This is a genomic window from Sphingopyxis sp. NFH-91 (assembly GCF_021401285.1).
GTDB lineage: Bacteria > Pseudomonadota > Alphaproteobacteria > Sphingomonadales > Sphingomonadaceae > Sphingopyxis > Sphingopyxis terrae_A.
In genome coordinates, this window is record NZ_JACBGA010000001.1 from 843,652 (window position 1) to 860,190 (window position 16,539).

Here is a 16,539-nt window from a genome sequence, read left to right on the forward strand (position 1 = left end):
ACGGTGATAGAGCATCTGGCAGAGCGGGGAATTAGACCGTTGAATTGAGCACTATTCAAAGGCGAGCTATTTTGCCGTGGACTATTTCGCCGACATCCCTTTCCCGTCACCATATGCGGAGTGGATAGGGGTCCCGCATGCCCGAGCATTGCCCCTTTGCCGTGGTGGTGGACGCCGCCGGCCTCGGGAGCAGATCGCAAGGCATCAGCCTCGAACATTATCGGCTCCGCAACATTGATGTCTTAATTGCAGCGGCCCGCAGGCCGGCGTCACGCGCGTTGAATACACGCTGAAGATCTGCGGGGAAGAGCCAGTCGAAGTCGACAGGAGCCGCTCGGTCGGCGGGATCGATGCTTGACCACATGGTCATTTTCCTTGCTGTGATCGGGGCTTGGGCGCACCGTACGGGTCAGGGTAGATCGATTAGCAGCACCTCCGCGTCGGTTTCCGCTTCGATCGCAAGCCTGTCTTCCGAAGTGACCGCGGCGCCGTCGCCTTCACGCATTTCGGTTCCGTTGAGGCTGACGATTCCTGCGACGACTTGAACCCAATAGCCGCGTGTCGGGTCGAGCGAGCGCGTGAGGATATTCCCGTCGTCAAGGCGCGCGACGTCCATCACCGCGTCCTGCCGCAGCGTCAGCGATTCGCGGCGCGCATCACCGCTTGCTATCGTGACCCAGCGGTTGCGCGCACCGTCGTCGGCAAACGACCTTTGTTCATAAGAAGGCGCGCCGCCAGCCTCGGCCGGAATAATCCATATCTGGAGCAGATGGGTGGGTTCGTCGGCACTGGGGTTGCGCTCGCTATGCCGGATGCCGGTGCCGGCACTCATCCGCTGCACCTCGCCCGCGCGAATGATCGCATTGTTGCCCAGATTGTCGCGATGCACAACGGCGCCTTTCAGGACGATCGTCACAATCTCCATGTCTTGATGGCCGTGCTCGGGGAAGCCAGCGCCGGGGACGACGCGGTCTTCGTTAAGCACGCGAAGAGCCCGGAATCCCATGTGTCTGGGGTCGTTATAGTCCGCGAAGGAGAAGCTGTGACGGGCGTCGATCTGACCGCCTTGGTGACGGCCGCGCGCGCCGCGATCCCTGAACTGGATCATCTATTTTCTCCTGTGGCTGGAGCGCCGCCGCGATGGCGACGCTCCAGCCTTTCGTCATGCTGCGTCAACGAGGACGATCTCGCTGTCCTCGATCGCTGTCACGCGCAATATGTCCATATCGCTGATTGCTGCGCCGTCGCGTGCATTCACGCGGAGGTTGTCGATCTGCACCGCGCCACTCGCCGGGACGAGATAGGCCTTGCGGTCCTTGCCGAGCGGATATTCGGCAGTCTCGCCGGCCCGCAGTGTCGCGCCGACGACGCGCGCGTCGGTGCGGATCGGCAGCGCGTCATTGTCATTTTCGTAGCCCGAGGCGAGCGTGACGAACCTGCCCGAGCGTTCGCCCTTGGGGAAAGGCTTGGCGCCCCACTGCGGCGCTTCGCCGCTGCGGGTCGGAACGATCCAGATCTGAAAGATCTTCGTGGTGACGTCCTCGAGATTATATTCCGAATGGCGGATACCCGTTCCGGCGCTCATGACCTGCACGTCGCCGGCTTCGGTACGGCCCTTGTTGCCGAGATTGTCCTGATGCGTAATCGCGCCTTCGCGGACATAGGTGATGATTTCCATGTCGCGGTGCGGATGCGGCGGGAAGCCGGTCTGCGGCTGGATCGTGTCGTCATTCCAGACGCGCAAATTGCCCCAGCTGGTGCGCGCGGGATCGTGATAGCCCGCGAACGAGAAATGATGTTTGGCGTCGAGCCAGCCGTGATTGGCGCCTCCAAGGCTGTCGAAAGGGCGAAGTTCGATCATTTTGTGTCTCCAGGGCGCGCCGGGGTGGCTGCCGTTGAAAAGCTTTTAGACATTGCCCGCCATTTGGTTCAGTGGGATAAATTGCATCGAACTGTTCGAGGAAGTGGAAAAGTGAACAATCCCGGCACCCCGACGCTGGACCAGCTTCGCATCTTCCTTGCTATCGTCGACACGGGCAGCTTCGCGGCGGCGGGTCGTCAGCTCAATCGCGCGGTTTCGGTGATCAGCTACGGCATTTCCAATCTTGAGGCGCAGCTCGGCCTCACGCTCTTCGAACGCGAGGGAACGCGCAAACCGCAGCTCACCGTCGCGGGCCGCGCGCTGCTGTCGGAAGTTCGCGCGATTTCCGTCGGAATCGATGGCCTGCGCGCCAAGGTAAAGGGGATGCTCGACGGCTTGGAGGCAGAGGTGGATCTCGCGGTCGACGTGATGCTGCCGTCCGAAAGGCTTGGTAAGGTGCTGCGTGCCTTTGCGGCCAAGTTCCCGACGGTGCAGCTGCGGCTTCATGTCGAAGCGCTCGGGGCGATTACCGCAATGGTTCTCGATCGCAAGGCGATCCTTGGCATATCGGGGCCGCTGGCCGCCGGGGTCGAGGGGGTCGAATGCATAGCGGCGGGATCGATCCCAATGGTCCCGGTCGCCGCGCCCGACCACCCGCTTAGCCGGATGGAACGAATTCCGCCGGGCGCGGGACGCGACTATACGCAGCTGGTCCTGACCGACCGATCGCGGTTCACCGAGGGGCGCGACTATTCGGTGATGAGCCCCAAGACCTGGCGACTTGCCGATCTCGGTGCCAAGCATGCGTTGCTGCGCGAGGGCATAGGCTGGGGTAATATGCCGCTGACGATGATCGAGTCCGATCTTGTCACGGGAACGCTGATCCAGCTTGCGATGCCCGATCATCCAGGAGGGACCTATCGCTTTGCGGGCGTCTGGCGCCGTGACACGCCGCCCGGCCCGGCGGCATTGTGGCTGCTTGAACAATTTGTCGAGCTCGGACAGAATGACGCCGAGCTTGCCGGGATGATCGATCTTTAGAGCTTCAGCATTGCCTCGGCTCCAACCATTTGGATCGTGCGGGCTGGTCCTGTGTCGCGGATATAAGAGCCGGGGCGAAAGGCGGAGAGCGAGGCGGCGAAGGACAGAAGCGTCGTCGCTTGCCAAGCAACCGAAATTTCCAGCTGGTCGCCGATGTGGCGCGCTTCGCTGCCGCCAGCGGGACGGATGAGGCCGCCCGGTATGTCGTAGATGCCGTCGCCGCGGCTTTCTCGCCAGAAGCGTGCGGCGACGAGTTCGAGCGACGCCCCATCGCCAAGGTCGAAATCGATGCTGGGATGGAGGTTGATGATGTTGCGCGGCCCGATCGGCGACAGTTCGCCGAAATATTTGCCCTTCGGGAATAGCGCATTGAAGGTGCCGAGTCTGTCGTCCGTGGCATCGCGGTCGCCGCTGGCGATGTTTGCGCGAAGGCGCAGGCGCGGCTTCAGGGCCGCCTGCGGAAATCTCCAGCTGGTTTCGGTCGCGAGTGACCAGGCGCGAATACGGTCGCCCGCGAAGTGGCCCCGCTGCAGCATCGCTTCCCAATTCCAGCCCAGGTCCCCGCGGCGTCCGAAGAAGCGCAGCCCGTATGTGTCGCGCATCTCGCGCCCGGCGCGACCGGCAAAGCGCGCGGCTTCATTGGCATATCCCAGCCAATAGGCGTCGATCGCGACGTCCATCGCGGGCGTGACGGTCACGTAAAGCCCGTCGAGCCGCCGGGTCGTTGACGTTCGGTCGTCGAAATTGCCGGCACCTATCGCCACGGGGCGGAGATGAAATGCGTCGAGGCGGACCGGGCCAATATCCGCGATTGCGCGCACGCCGTCGAAAGCCTGCGGGATATTGGGGCCATAGCGGATGCCGACAAGCCGCTCTGACCCGAGCGCAACGAGTTCACGCCCGCCGCGCAGTGTCAGCTTGCCGGCCCCGCCCAGCGCGACGCGGACGTCGGCAAAACCCTGCAACAGGTCGATCCCGCTTTCGTCGGCCGGGCCCTTGCCCGCAGCGACACCGCGCGCATAGCCAGCGATACCCTGCACGAAGACGCGCGCCGGGCCGGCGTGAAAATCCGCATGCGGCATGACACGCAGCCAGAGATAGCCATCGTCGGGCGCCGGCGGATCGCCCCACAGATTGTTGCCGAAGCCCTCGAAACGCGCCCGTGCTTCGGCGCCGAGGGTCAGATAGGCATCGCCCGTGTCATCGAGCGGCACATATTTGGGCTGCCGCCAGCCTTCGCGCGGCATGTCGCGCAGAAGCGACCAATCCTCGTCGTAGCGCAAATTGGTCTGCTCGACCGATTGCGCAAAGGCCGTTGCGGGCGCGAGCGCGGCGAGGAGCAGGAGGTGGCGCATCAGCGGGTGACGAAATGGCGCACGACTGGCGCCTCGCCGTTCAGAAAGGCAGCGAGCGCGTCCTGCTGCACGCGGTCGGCGTTGGTGACGCGATCATGCTGGCGCAGATGTTCAAGCCAGCTTTCGACGGTGAAGGTTTCCACCACTGTGCCAGGCGCCGCGGTATCCTCGTAAACACCCCAATGGATTGCGCCGTCGCGGCGGCGAATGCGGCGCATCGCCTGCATTGCGGTGAAGAAGTCGGACAGCTTCGCCGGGTCGACGTGATATTCGATCGTCACCAGCACCGGTCCGCTGTCATGTTCGACCGCGCCGTCGACAAGCGGCGCAGGCCAATGCGACGAAGGCGCAAGATCGAGCGCGCTCGCGCGGTCGAGCGGAAAGCGCCAGGCGAGGATCAGGCTCGCTGCAACGAGCAAAGTGGCGGACGCAAGCAGGGTCGATGGCACGCCGATGTGCGAGGCGATCGATCCCCACAAGGTCGAGCCCGCCGCCATCGAACCCTGGAAAATGAGCAGGTAGATGGCGAGCGCGCGCGCCTTGACCCAGCCCGGCGAGGTTGCCTGAGCGCCGCCGTTGAGCGACGCCATCATTGCGATCCATGCGAGTCCCGCGACGAACAACGCCGCCGCAGCGGTCGCGAATTGCGCAGCCTGCGACAAGCCCGCCATGGCGATGGCGAGCAGGATCGAGGCGGCGAGGGTGATCGCATTGGCGCCCATTGTGCCGCGCAGCTTTGGCATCAGCATCGCGCCGCCGATCGCGCCCAATCCCATGAAGGTGAGGAGGCCGCCATAGCCAAGCGGGCCGAGCCCGAGGTCGCGGCGCGCTATGATCGGCAGCAGCGCCCAGAGACCACTGGCGAAGAGGAAGAAGCCGACTGAGCGGACGAGCACGACCTTGAGTTCGGGCGCTCGCAGCGCATAGCGCAAGCCGGCGCGCATCGCGCCTACCATATGCTCGGCGGGCAGGTGCCGATCGGGAGCGACACGCCGCCAGCGCGCGAGCACCACCAAGATGCCGAGGATGGAAAGGGCATTGACGGCGAATACTGCGCCCGGCCCGGATGCTGCGATGATCAGGCCGCCGAGCGCGGGGCCGATCGCGCGCGCGATGTTGACGCCCAGCGAATTGAGCGCGACCGCCTGTTGCAGTGCGGGTCCTGGCACGAGTTCGGGGACGATCGCCTGGAAGGCAGGCGCCGAAAAGGCCGCGCCAATCGCGATGGCGGCGGTAAAGGCGAGCAGGACCCGGGCGTCGGTCAGACCCGCGAGCGTCAATGCCGACAGAATTGCCGCGCCGGTTAGGCCGAACAGTTGCGCCCCCATCAGCAGCTTGCGCCGGTCGACGATATCCGCGAGCGCTCCGGCGGGAAGCGCGAGGACGAACATCGGAAAGGTTGTGGCGGCCTGCACCAATGCGACCATCAGCGGATCGGGCGACAGCGAGGTCATCAGCCAGCCCGCTCCGACGTCGTGCATCCAGGTGCCGATGTTCGAGACGACCGTGGCAATCCACAGCGCGCGGAATAGCGGGCTCGCCAGCGGACGCGGGGGAGGGGAAGCCGTGTCGGTCATGATTTTTGCGTCCGCAGGATCGCGGCGAGCATCAGGCCGCCGATAAGTCCGACATGTTCGAGGAAAGTATTGCGTTCGTGGAAGCGCGCCATCGGGTCGGCGACTTGCCAGAAGGGATGCGCGATCAGCGTCGCCGCGGCGGTGAACACGCCGAGCGCGCCCGCGCCGAGCCACGCCTGGCGGCCTAGGATGACGAGGAGCGATCCGCCGATCTGGACGAATATCGTTGCGATGACGGTGAGTATCGCAGGTTCGAGCCCGAAATGCCGGGCCTCGCCAAGCGCGCCTGACATATCGAATAATTTGGTGATCCCGCTCGTCCAATAAGGCAAGGTGAGAAGCGCTGCAGCGAGGGTTGAGAAGCCGCGCTTGCCAAGCAGGCGGGCGATGGGAGCGGGCGCGTTCATCGATCAGACTGCCCAGCAACCGCAGCCGAACGCGCCCCAGAAACTCTGGACGTCGGCGGCGGGGGTGTTGGCGCCGAGCGCTGCGGCATGGTCATGGCCGTGGACGGCGCAAGACGAAGCGCAGCCGCATGCGGATGCCATCTTCTGCGCGCCTTCGGGGCGGCGATGATAGCCGCCGAAGGTCGCGACCGGCGACCAGTCGGGCATCGGCTTGGGCAGCGTGGGGGCGATCGGGCCATAATCGCCCTCGCCATGCACGATCTTGCCGCCGAGTATGGTCAGCACCGAACGCAGATGCACGATCTCGCTTTCGGCGACGCTGAAATAATCGTCCGAAAGCAAGGCGAGATCGGCGAGCTGGCCGGCCTTGATCTGTCCCTTCTTGCCGACCTCGTTCGAGAACCATGTATTCTTTTCGGTCCACAGGCGCAGCGCGGTTTCGCGGTCGAGGCGGTTGCGGACTGGATAGAGGTTCGTGCCGCCGAGCGTCTTGCCGGTGACGAGCCACGAGAGCGAGACCCACGGGTTGTAGCTCGCGACGCGCGTCGCGTCGGTGCCCGCGCCGACGGGGATTCCGGCCTCCATCATCCGCTTGATCGGCGGGGTCGCTTCGGCGGCCTTGGCGCCATAGCGTTCGATGAAATATTCGCCCTGGAACATCATCCGGTGCTGGACCGCAATGCCGCCGCCGAGTGCGGCGATGCGGTCGATGTTGCGCTCGCTGATCGTCTCGGCATGGTCGAAGAACCAGTTGAGGCCCTGAATCGGGATATCCTTGTTGACCTTTTCGAACACGTCGAGCGCGCGGCCGATGGTCTGGTCGTAGGTCGCGTGGAGCCGCCACGGCCACTTCCGTTCCGCGAGCAAGCGGACGACGGGTTCGAGGTCGCTTTCCATGTTCGCCGGCATGTCGGGCCGCTCGACGCGAAAATCCTCGAAGTCGGCGGCCGAATAGACGAGCATCTCGCCCGCGCCATTGTGACGATAGGTGTCATCGCCGTCGCCGGGTTTAACCTGGGTCGACCAAGTGGCGAAATCCTTGAGCTCTTCCTTCGGCTTTTGCGTAAAGAGGTTGTACGCGATGCGCAGCGTCATCTCGCCGTCCTGATGCAGTTTTTCGATGATCTGGTAATCGTCGGGATAATTCTGGAAGCCGCCGCCCGCGTCGATCACGCTGGTCACGCCCAATGAATTGAGTTCGCGCATGAAGTGCTTCGTCGAATTGAGCTGATACTCCTCGGGCAGCTTCGGCCCCTTGGCGAGCGTTGCATAGAGGATCGTCGCATTGGGCTGCGCGAGCAACAGACCCGTCGGGTTGCCGGCGGCGTCGCGGACGATCTCGCCGCCCGGCGGGTTCGGCGTGTCCTTCGTGTATCCGACCGCCCGCAGCGCGGCGGCATTAAGCAGCGCGCGGTCGTAGAGGTGGAGGATGAACACTGGCGTCTCGGGCGCCGCGGCGTTGATCTCGTCGAGCGTCGGCAGGCGCTTTTCGGCGAACTGATGCTCGGTAAAGCCGCCCACGACGCGCACCCATTGCGGCGGCGGGGTGTGTTCCGCCTGGCGTTTCAGCATTGCCATCGCCTCGGCGAGGCTCGGCACGCCGTCCCAGCGCAGTTCCATATTATAATTGAGCCCGCCGCGGATGACGTGGATGTGGCTGTCGATCAGCCCCGGGATCAGACGGCGGCCTTTGGCATCGATGACGGTTGCGTCGGGTCCGGCGGCGGCGCGGACCGCCTGCTCACCGCCGACGCTCAGAAATTTTCCGTCGCGGATCGCGACCGCTTCGGCGACGGGATTGCCCTTGTCGAGCGTGGTCACCTTGGCGTTGACGATGATCAGATCCTTGGGGCTCATGGCAAAGCTTTCCGATGATGAGAGAAGGGCGGTGGTGGCGGCGCCGGCAAGCGCCTGGCGGCGGGTGATCGGGTTCATGCGTCATGCTCGCGGCGCTGCGGCGGTGCGCCGAGGACTTGGGGTGCACAATCTTCGCGGACGAAGCGAGCCAGTTCAGTGGTATCGGCGAGGCGCTTTACGACGGGGACGATCTGTTCGCCGAGCAGGATTCCGGCGAGGCCGACCAGCGCGACGACCGGAGGCGCGGGAGAACGGACACCGAGCAGGCTGTAGACAAGACCGGCGAGCAGTCCGGCGCCCAGCGAGACGAGATAGATTTTCACGGGTCCGTTCTCCCTTATTTGCCTCAGGCCTGTACGAAGGCCAGCAGGTCGGGGTTGATGACGTCGGCGTTGACCGTCAGCATGCCGTGGCTGAAGCCCTCGTAGATCTTGAGCGTCGCATTCGGCAGGATTTCGGCCTGGAGTACGCCGGCATTCTTGTACGGCACGACCTGATCATCGTCGCCGTGCAGCACGAGGGTCGGCACGCTGATCGCCTTCAAATCTTCGGTCTGGTCGGTTTCCGAAAAGGCCTTGACCCCGTCATAATGCGCCTTGGCGCTGCCCATCATGCCCTGACGCCACCAATTGTCGATTACGGCAGGAATGACGGTCGCACCCTCGCGGTTGAAGCCGTAGAAGGGGCCCGAGGGCAGGTCGCGGAAGAATTTCGACCGGTTGGCCGCCAGTTCGCTGCGGATTCCGTCGAACACTTCGATCGGCAGGCCGCCGGGATAGCGGTCGGTCTTCAGCATGATCGGCGGCACCGCCGATACCAGCGCCGCCTTGGCGACGCGGCCCTGGGGAATGCCGTAGCGGGCGACATAGGCTGCGACTTCGCCGCCGCCCGTCGAGTGCCCGATATGAACCGCGTTCCGCAGGTCGAGATGTTCCATCACGGCCGCCGCATCGGCCGCATAATGATCCATGTCATGACCCTCGCTCACCTGCTGCGACCGGCCATGACCGCGGCGGTCGTGCGCCACGACGCGGTACCCCTTGGCGAGGAAGAAGAGCATCTGGTTGTCCCAGTCGTCCGACGACAGCGGCCAGCCATGATGGAAGACGATCGGCTGCGCGTCCTTCGGACCCCAGTCCTTGTAGAAGATTTGGGTGCCGTCCTTTGTGGTTACATAGCTCATGACAAATTCCCTTCAGCATTTGGATGGAGTGGACCGGATTCAACAACCCTCCGGTCCGGCGGGTGAAATCACTTCGAGGCCTCGGAGGCGCCGAACATCGTCTTGGCATAGGTGATCCCAAGGCCGTAGGCGCCGCCCCATTTGCGAGCGATGCCGGTCGTGAGGTCATAGGTTTCGGCGCGCGCCCAGTCGCGCTGCAGTTCGAGCAGATATTGCAGCGAGGTGATCGGCTTCGCGCCGGCCTGCACCATGCGCTCGACGGCGCGCTCATGCGCTTCGGTCGAGATATCGCCGCTCGCGTCGGTGATGACATAGGCGTCATAGCCCTGTTCAAGCGCCGAGAGCACGGGGCCAACGATGCAGACCGAGGTCCAGAGGCCGGCGAACACGAGCCGCTCCTTGCCAATGCGATTGACTTCGCCGATCACGGCGGCGTCTTCCCAGGTGTTCATGCTGGTGCGATCGAACAGCGCTTGCCCCGGAAATGCATCGGTGATCTCACTGAACATCGGGCCCGAGAAGCTCTTCTCGGCAACCGTGGTCAGTATGGTCGGGACGGCGAAGCCGGCAGCGCTATTGGCGACCAGTGCCGCGTTGTTGCGAAGCAGTTCGGGTGCGATCGACTTGGTGGCGAACGCCATCTGCGATTGGAAATCGATGAGGACCAGCGCATGATCGCTTGGATCCAGCAGCGCCTTGGCGGGGGTCGGGGTGGCTTTGATCGACATGGGTGGCACTCCTTCTCTGGAAGATCGGTGATCCCGATCATTCGGGGTACAGTCGATCTACGCGGAGGCGGCCATCCTAAACAGTGAGATAAAATTGCCGCTTCCATTCTAAAATATAGAAAAGCAAATCATCAGCGCCGCACGGCGACCAGTGGATGTCATTGGGCTTTTATCAATAGCGGCAACGCGGCGGGCAAGACGGATCCAATGCGATTGTGTGGTCGGCTAGGTCTGGTAAGGATGGAGGCATGAGGCAGGGGATGCTTTTTATCGGGCTGGTCGCATTTGCGATCATGCTCATGCTGGCCATATTTTTCGCGGCACGCTTCGGGGATGAGGAGTAGCTCGCCCACCGCTCGGTCGATTGAACCTGAGAGGCGATAGGCGCGGCAGTTTGATCTAGGTTAAGTTCGCCCGGCCAGCGTTCCTGCGTTCGCTTTTCGAGGGCTTGCGCAATCTGTCCGGTCTCGCCATGGGTCTTCTCCACTCGCGGCGCGGAGACGGCAACCTCTATGGAATCGAAGAAGATCGCGTCGCTCGGACGCGACCGCCGCGCAAGCCGCACTATCGTAGCGCTGCTCGCGCTCGGATTTGTCGCGCTGCTCGTTGCTGCCGCGGCAACCTATTGGACCCAGCGCCAGAATGAGGAAATTGCCCAGCGCGTCTCGCACACGCTGCTGGTCGAGGCGCGACTTGGCGCCTTCGCGAGCGCCAATGAGCGGATGGAGACCGCAAGACGCGGGCTTTTGTTGACCAACGACCCGCGCTTCGCCGCGATCATGGACAAGGCCGAGGAGAGCGCCCGGGCACAGCTCGGCGAACTTGGCGCGTTGATCCGGGACAATCCGGAGCAGGTGGCGCGCGTGGCGCGGCTTCGCAAGCTCATCGACGCTTATGGCGCCTATAATCGCAAGGCGATCGGCGGCGGCATCGCGGCACGGCGCGCGGTCGTCGAGGGGTTTGCGAGCGATACGGGGGTCGCTTATGTCCGCGACGTTCGCAGGGTGGTCGATGCCATGATGGCGAACGAACTCGCGCTGCTTCGCGAGCGCGAAAGCAAGCAGCGGCGCACGCAGGCGCTATTCAACACCACGTTGCTGATCACCGGGCTGCTCATTCTGGCGGTCGCCGCGATCACGCTTCTTCTCATTCGCCGCAATCTCGTCGACCTTCGCCTGTCGCGCGAACAGCTTCGCCATTTGAACGAAAGCCTCGAGGAGCTTGTCGAAGCGCGCACCGCCGAGCTCAGCCGGGCCAATGCCGAGATCCAGCGCTTCGCCTATATCGTCAGTCACGACCTTCGCTCGCCGCTGGTCAATGTGATGGGCTTCACCGCCGAGCTGGAAGCGGCGCGCAAGGCGATCGCCGATTATCTCGCGCGCAGCGAGGAAGGAAATTGGCAGGCGCCCGATCCCGCGACCCGCCTCGCGATCGAGGAAGACCTTCCCGAAGCGATCGGCTTCATCCGCAGCTCCACCCAGAAGATGGACCGGCTCATCAACGCGATCCTCAATCTGTCGCGCCAGGGTCGGCGGTCGCTGGCGCCCGAACGGCTCGACCTTGGGCTCGTCGTCAAGACGATCGCCGACAGCCTCGAGCACCGCATCCAGGAAACCGGGACGCGGCTCGAAATCGGCGATTTGCCGCAGATCGTCAACGACCGGCTCGCCGTCGAACAGATACTCTCGAACCTCATCGAAAATGCGCTCAAATATCTCAAGCCCGGGCGGGCGGGCGTGATCGCCGTCAGCGGGCAATGCGAATATGGACGGGCATACGTCGAGGTAAAGGACAATGGCCGCGGGATCGACCCGCGCGACCATGATCGCATCTTCGACCTTTTCAGAAGGTCGGGAACACAGGACCAGCCCGGCGAGGGCATCGGTCTCGCACACGCCAGGGCGCTTGCCTATCGCCTTGGCGGCACGATCGACGTGCAATCGGCGCTGGACGAGGGATCGATTTTCCGTCTCACATTGCCGGTCGAATGGAAAGGCGGAGAAGAAAATGCCTGATCAACAGCAATCCGTGAATATCGTGATGATCGAGGATGACGAAGGTCATGCCCGGCTGATCGAAAAGAATATCCGCCGCGCCGGCATTTCGAACGCCATCCATCACTTTACCGACGGCACGTCGGCGCTCGACTTTCTCTATGACGCCGAAGAGGGGCCGGCGCGCAACGGTCCGGCGCTCGTCCTTCTCGATCTCAATCTTCCCGACATGAGCGGGACCGATATTCTGGCGCGGCTCAAAGGCGAGGGCAGTGCGCTGCGGCGGACGCCCGTCGTGGTGCTGACGACGACCGACGACAAGGTCGAGATCCAGCGCTGCTATGATCTGGGCTGCAATGTCTACATCACCAAGCCCGTGAATTACGAGAATTTCGCCGATGCGATCCGCCAGCTCGGCCTCTTTTTGTCGGTGATCCAGGTCCCCGATCCCGATCAGGCCTGACCGGAAGGGCTTCGTCGAGCGTGGCGCATATTCTCTATATCGACGATGACGAGGGCATCCGCCGCCTCGTCTCGCGCAATCTCGAACGCGAGGGGTTCACCGTCAGCCTGGCAGCGAGCGGCGCCGAGGGTGTGACGATGACCCGTGCGGGGCGTTTCGACCTTATCGCGGTCGATCATTATATGCCGGAGCAGGACGGGCTTTCGACGCTCGAAGCACTGCGCAGCGTCGCGGGCTGTCCGCCGATCGTCTATGTGACGGGTTCGGAGGAAAGCCGCGTCGCGGTCGCCGCGCTCAAGGCGGGCGCCGACGATTATGTCGTGAAATCGGTGGGCAGCGATTTCTTCGACCTGCTGGCAAGCACCTTCGGGCAGGTCCTCGAACGCGCCAGCCTCCGCCGCGATCGCGAGCGCGCGGAGGAAGAACTCAGGGCCAGCAACGCACGGCTCGAGGCGCTGCTGACTGAAGTCAATCACCGCGTCGCGAACAATCTCCAGATGATCATGTCGTTCGTCGCGCTCCAGGCGAAAACGCTTCCCGACCCCGAAGCGCGCGAAGCGCTCAAGAAGACCCAGCAGCGGATCGCGACCGTCGCGCAGGTGAACCGCCGTCTCTACACCAGCAATGACGTCGAATTCGTCGCGATGGACGACTATCTGGAGGGCCTCGCCGCCGACCTCGGCGCCAGCTGGTCGACCGGCGCGGCGCGCCGCGACGTGCGCGCCGAGGCCGAACCCCTGCGGATCGCCACCGACAAGGCCGTCGCGCTCGGCATGATCGCCAATGAATGGGTGAGCAACGCCTGCAAATATGCCTATGGGAACGACGAAGACGGCGAAGTGAGGATTATTCTGCGCCAGAGCGGCGATCGCACGGTCGAACTCGGCGTCGAAGATGACGGGCCTGGTTTTTCGGCCGGCGTCCCGGCGCAAGGCACCGGGCTGGGTACAAAGCTCATCGATGCGATCGCGCGAACGCACCGCGCTGAGGTGCATTATGAGCCCGGTCAGGCGGGCGGACGGGGAATGCGGGCCCGAATCCTATTGCCCCTCAAGGCCGGCGAACTCAAAGTCTTCGAGCCCGCCATCTGAGCCTTTTTGCCCGGGGAAGGGCCGGCGCGGCGCAAGCTTGGCGTTGGGCGCGATAAGACGTGCCGGTCGGCGCCTCGGATAGCCTGACCTATTGCGAAGCTTGCGCCAATAGGCTGTTCCGCACATGAAAAAGCCCGCGCGGCAGCAGCGCGCGGGCTTTCCTGAACCTCGCGGAGATCAGTAGCTGTTTTCGAACTCGTCGATCTCGCGCTCGGCTTCATCTTGGGCGCGGCCATATTTTTCTTGGATCTTGCCGGCAAGCACCTTGCGGCTGCCGTTGATCTGGTCGACCTCGTCGTTGGTGAGTTCGCCCCATTTCTTCTGAACATGGCCTTTGACCTGTTCCCAATTGCCCTTGATCGTGTCGTTGTTCATGATTGGTCTCCATTCTGTGTGATGGATGAACGATTGCGGGAAGCTGACCGTTCCGCTGGAGTGCCGATTTACCGCGCGCTAAAAGACCCCGTTTAACATGGGTTAAACACGAGTTTTTCAGGTGGCGTCGCGCATTGGGCGACTCGCGATATGCTTGCCGCGCGCGCAATTGGCGCGGGTTGCGCGAGGGGGGGGCCAAGCTTGCGGAACCGGGCACACGCGCGGGAAAAGTCGCTGCCCGGCTTGCGTCTGCCTCAGCCGATCAGGACTGATCGCGGTGGAGATAGAGGTCGGAGAAGTCCGCGACCGCGATCAGGGCATCGAGATCGGCAATCCGGATCCCGCGACCTTCGCGGACGATCGAACCCGAGCGCTCGAGCGCCTTGAGGGTCCGGTTCACATGCACCGGCGTCAACCCGAGAACGTCGGCAAGCTGCTCCTGGGTGAGCGGCATTTTGCGCACGTCGAGCCCGCCCCAGTGGGTGTCGTCCAGCCGGAAGTGGAGCTCGCACAAAAGATGGGCGAGCCGCGCGAGTGCGTTGCGGCGCCCGTTGTTGAGCAGCCATTTGCGACCGATCGACGCTTCGATGAGAATATCGACCATGACGGCGCGCGCGATCGCGGGTCGGGCCTGCACGAGCCGCTCGAAATCCGAAATCATGATCACGGTCAGTTCGACGGCGGTGAGCGCCTGCAAATTATGATCGACGGTGCGAAGATACATCGACTGGAAATCGAGCGGGTCGCCAGGGATCTTGATCGCGACGATCTCGCGGCCGCCATCGGGGGTCGTCTTCTGGCGGTAAGCAAAGCCCGATCGCAGCACCGGGCAGATATCGGATCGCTCGCCTTCGCGCAGGATATAGTCATTGGGTTCAAGGTGCCGCGTGCGATGCGGCAGAGCGGCGATCGCCGCCTGGTCTTCGGTGGACAGGAGGCTGTGGCTGAGCAGCTTGGCCAGAAACACACCCATGCCGGGTGGCGCCTTGTCGCGGTCGAACATTATCAATGCCTTTCCTTGCCGCGGACGACGTGCGCTCGGCTTATGGTGTGCAATGCTCTAACCGCTATCGCGGAACGCGCAATATCGAGATTGCCGAGCGCGCAGCGCTTCGCGCATCGGTCGGTCAACGTCGCGCGTCGATGCCGCTTATTGCGTCATTTGCCGCAAGGCGTCGCCGGTAAAGGCGGACGTACCTGTCAGGATCCTGGTCGGTCTTTTTCCTCGGTTGATCGATCATCGTCGCGAGGCCGCGCCGCCGCAGTCGCGAAGGCGCTGGCGCGCGGCGTGGGATGGATCGCGATAGACGGAGCCAGGCTGAAGTGCCGCTAGACGCCAATGCTGGCGAGGGCCGCCGCAAGCGCATCGAGGGTAAAAGGCTTGCGTACCACGGCTGCCTCTCCGAATCCGGACCGAGCAGCGCCGCCGTCGCCCGTCGCGACGACAAAGGGAATATCTGCCTCGCGGAGCGCCTTTCCCACCGCCTCGCTCGTCTCGCCATTGGCAAGATGAACGTCCAGGATCACCGCATCGAAATCGGGCGATGCCAAGCGCGCGAGAGCGCCGGCCAGACTACCTTCGCAGCCGGCAAGTTCGCAGCCGAGGGCGTCGAGGAAACCCTCGATCATCATCGCCACTAGCGGGTCGTCCTCGACGATCAATATCCTGCTTGTCATTTGAAGCCCATAGCAAGCTATCCCGCGCTCATGGGAAGCGACGAGAATGAGTCAAATTTGTCAGCGTTCCTCAGGAACTTGCGCGGCGCCTCGATGTTCCGCGCGGCAGGCAAAGAATTCGCGGTCGTGTCGCAGGCGAGGCGGCGGACGGGGCGGGGGGCTATTGAAAAAGGGGGAAGGCATCGCTTCGCTAGTGCCGCCGCACCATTGCGGCGAAGCTGCCGAGAATTTCCGCGCCCTCGTGCCCGGCGCCGTCGGTCCCCTCGCACTCGGCCGCCCGCGCGCAACACCCGCACCGGGCAAATGTTTCCTGCCGCAGCAAAAATATACCGCCTTCTGCAAAGGAAACTTTCTTCTGATTCAAGGGGTTGATCCGATGTCAAATCAATTGGAGGACAGCATGAGCATCGAAGGAAAGATCAAGGAAGCCGCCGGCTATGTGAAGGAAGAGCTGCATGAAAATGGTGACAGCCCCGAGGCCAAGCGCAAAGCGCAGGAAGGCCGCGACCTTCGCAATGAAGGCCGCATCGAAGATGGCAAGGCACCCAAGCTGGGCACGCCCGGCACCGAATCCTGAGCTCCCGCCATACCCCGTGGCAAACTGGGCCCGCCTCGGCGGGCCTTTTCTTGTGCGGGCAACGCGGTCAGACGCAGCGGCAAGGCGGCAGACGCACTGGCAGGAAGAGTATATCGCGCCGCAGATGAGCGGCAGCGAAAAGGGCGCTGTCGGCTAAGGAAGCCAAATAAGCGGCGCAAGGCAATATGGTGCGGCAGAACCGGGAACGGGCGGAGAGGCGACAATCAGGGGGACGGAAGGAAGGCGTGCATGCATGGGGACCCTCGGCGGTCGTATCCGCCGAAGGGTCGCCAGCGTCTCGGCGCGGCTGACGACAGAGCAACTTCACTCGAACGCGATCACGCTCCGTGCGT

17 protein-coding genes are annotated in these 16,539 nt (G+C 63.5%); 5 read left to right on the forward strand and 12 right to left on the reverse strand.

The features are described 5' to 3' along the window. Nucleotides 1–409: 409 nt before the first annotated feature. Together L0963_RS04160 and L0963_RS04165 are read right to left on the reverse strand one after the other, a co-directional pair. Nucleotides 410–1,108 (reverse strand): pirin family protein, encoded by a 699-nt coding sequence (locus L0963_RS04160; protein ID WP_217372574.1) that lies wholly within the window; start codon nt 1,106–1,108, stop codon nt 410–412. Between the two features lie 54 nt (nt 1,109–1,162). Then, nucleotides 1,163–1,861 carry a pirin family protein gene (locus tag L0963_RS04165; protein ID WP_186402716.1) on the reverse strand — a complete coding sequence of 233 codons (699 nt, stop codon included), beginning with the start codon at nt 1,859–1,861 and terminating at the stop codon, nt 1,163–1,165. A gap of 111 nt (nt 1,862–1,972) precedes the next feature. Between L0963_RS04165 and L0963_RS04170 the strand changes: the two genes are divergently transcribed. Next, nucleotides 1,973–2,902, forward strand: a complete 930-nt coding sequence (locus L0963_RS04170; protein WP_217372573.1) for a LysR family transcriptional regulator — start codon at nt 1,973–1,975, stop codon at nt 2,900–2,902. On the opposite strand, the gene L0963_RS04175 is transcribed toward L0963_RS04170, so the two are convergent. From L0963_RS04175 to L0963_RS04205, 7 genes are all read right to left on the reverse strand, one after another. Further along, a complete protein-coding gene (locus L0963_RS04175) occupies nt 2,899–4,257 on the reverse strand; it encodes an alginate export family protein (RefSeq protein WP_217372572.1) in 1,359 nt (452 codons plus the stop codon). The two genes, L0963_RS04170 and L0963_RS04175, sit on opposite strands and share 4 nt — an antisense overlap. Beyond that, entirely contained in the window at nt 4,257–5,834 is a 1,578-nt protein-coding gene (locus tag L0963_RS04180) for an MFS transporter (protein ID WP_062900507.1), read from the reverse strand. The genes L0963_RS04175 and L0963_RS04180 overlap by 1 nt, the downstream gene beginning before the upstream one ends. After that, entirely contained in the window at nt 5,831–6,241 is a 411-nt protein-coding gene (locus L0963_RS04185; RefSeq protein ID WP_217372571.1) for a DoxX family protein, read from the reverse strand. Before L0963_RS04185 ends, L0963_RS04180 begins: the two co-directional genes overlap by 4 nt. A 3-nt stretch (nt 6,242–6,244) precedes the next feature. Continuing rightward, a complete protein-coding gene (locus L0963_RS04190; RefSeq protein ID WP_217372570.1) occupies nt 6,245–8,176 on the reverse strand; it encodes an amidohydrolase in 1,932 nt (643 codons plus the stop codon). Beyond that, nucleotides 8,173–8,421, reverse strand: a complete 249-nt coding sequence (locus L0963_RS04195; RefSeq protein ID WP_186402721.1) for a XapX domain-containing protein — start codon at nt 8,419–8,421, stop codon at nt 8,173–8,175. Before L0963_RS04195 ends, L0963_RS04190 begins: the two co-directional genes overlap by 4 nt. 23 nt (nt 8,422–8,444) lie before the next feature. Continuing rightward, a complete protein-coding gene (locus L0963_RS04200) occupies nt 8,445–9,281 on the reverse strand; it encodes an alpha/beta fold hydrolase (protein ID WP_217372569.1) in 837 nt (278 codons plus the stop codon). A 68-nt stretch (nt 9,282–9,349) separates the two neighbouring features. Continuing rightward, nucleotides 9,350–10,009, reverse strand: a complete 660-nt coding sequence (locus tag L0963_RS04205) for a hydrolase (protein ID WP_217372568.1) — start codon at nt 10,007–10,009, stop codon at nt 9,350–9,352. Between the two features lie 512 nt (nt 10,010–10,521). Between L0963_RS04205 and L0963_RS04210 the strand changes: the two genes are divergently transcribed. From L0963_RS04210 to L0963_RS04220, 3 genes are read left to right on the forward strand one after another with little or no spacing between them, the layout of a single operon-like run. Further along, nucleotides 10,522–12,024 carry a sensor histidine kinase gene (locus tag L0963_RS04210; protein ID WP_217372567.1) on the forward strand — a complete coding sequence of 501 codons (1,503 nt, stop codon included), beginning with the start codon at nt 10,522–10,524 and terminating at the stop codon, nt 12,022–12,024. Further along, nucleotides 12,017–12,466, forward strand: coding sequence for a response regulator (locus tag L0963_RS04215; protein ID WP_086457017.1), 450 nt, complete (start codon nt 12,017–12,019; stop codon nt 12,464–12,466). The genes L0963_RS04210 and L0963_RS04215 overlap by 8 nt, the downstream gene beginning before the upstream one ends. Before the next feature lie 20 nt (nt 12,467–12,486). Beyond that, the gene (locus tag L0963_RS04220) at nt 12,487–13,557 is read left to right on the forward strand and encodes a response regulator (protein ID WP_234178581.1); all 1,071 of its coding nucleotides are present in this window, start codon (nt 12,487–12,489) and stop codon (nt 13,555–13,557) included. A 177-nt stretch (nt 13,558–13,734) separates the two neighbouring features. On the opposite strand, the gene L0963_RS04225 is transcribed toward L0963_RS04220, so the two are convergent. From L0963_RS04225 to L0963_RS04235, 3 genes are all read right to left on the reverse strand, one after another. Continuing rightward, complete coding sequence (locus L0963_RS04225; RefSeq protein ID WP_062900498.1) at nt 13,735–13,932, reverse strand: CsbD family protein; 198 nt, start codon at nt 13,930–13,932, stop codon at nt 13,735–13,737. A gap of 262 nt (nt 13,933–14,194) precedes the next feature. Beyond that, nucleotides 14,195–14,935 (reverse strand): Crp/Fnr family transcriptional regulator, encoded by a 741-nt coding sequence (locus L0963_RS04230; protein WP_186402726.1) that lies wholly within the window; start codon nt 14,933–14,935, stop codon nt 14,195–14,197. Between the two features lie 326 nt (nt 14,936–15,261). Next, nucleotides 15,262–15,609 (reverse strand): response regulator, encoded by a 348-nt coding sequence (locus tag L0963_RS04235; RefSeq protein ID WP_186402727.1) that lies wholly within the window; start codon nt 15,607–15,609, stop codon nt 15,262–15,264. Between the two features lie 193 nt (nt 15,610–15,802). On the opposite strand from L0963_RS04235, the gene L0963_RS04240 reads away from it, so the two are divergent. After that, nucleotides 15,803–16,186 (forward strand): hypothetical protein, encoded by a 384-nt coding sequence (locus L0963_RS04240; RefSeq protein WP_217373589.1) that lies wholly within the window; start codon nt 15,803–15,805, stop codon nt 16,184–16,186. Nucleotides 16,187–16,539 lie beyond the last annotated feature (353 nt).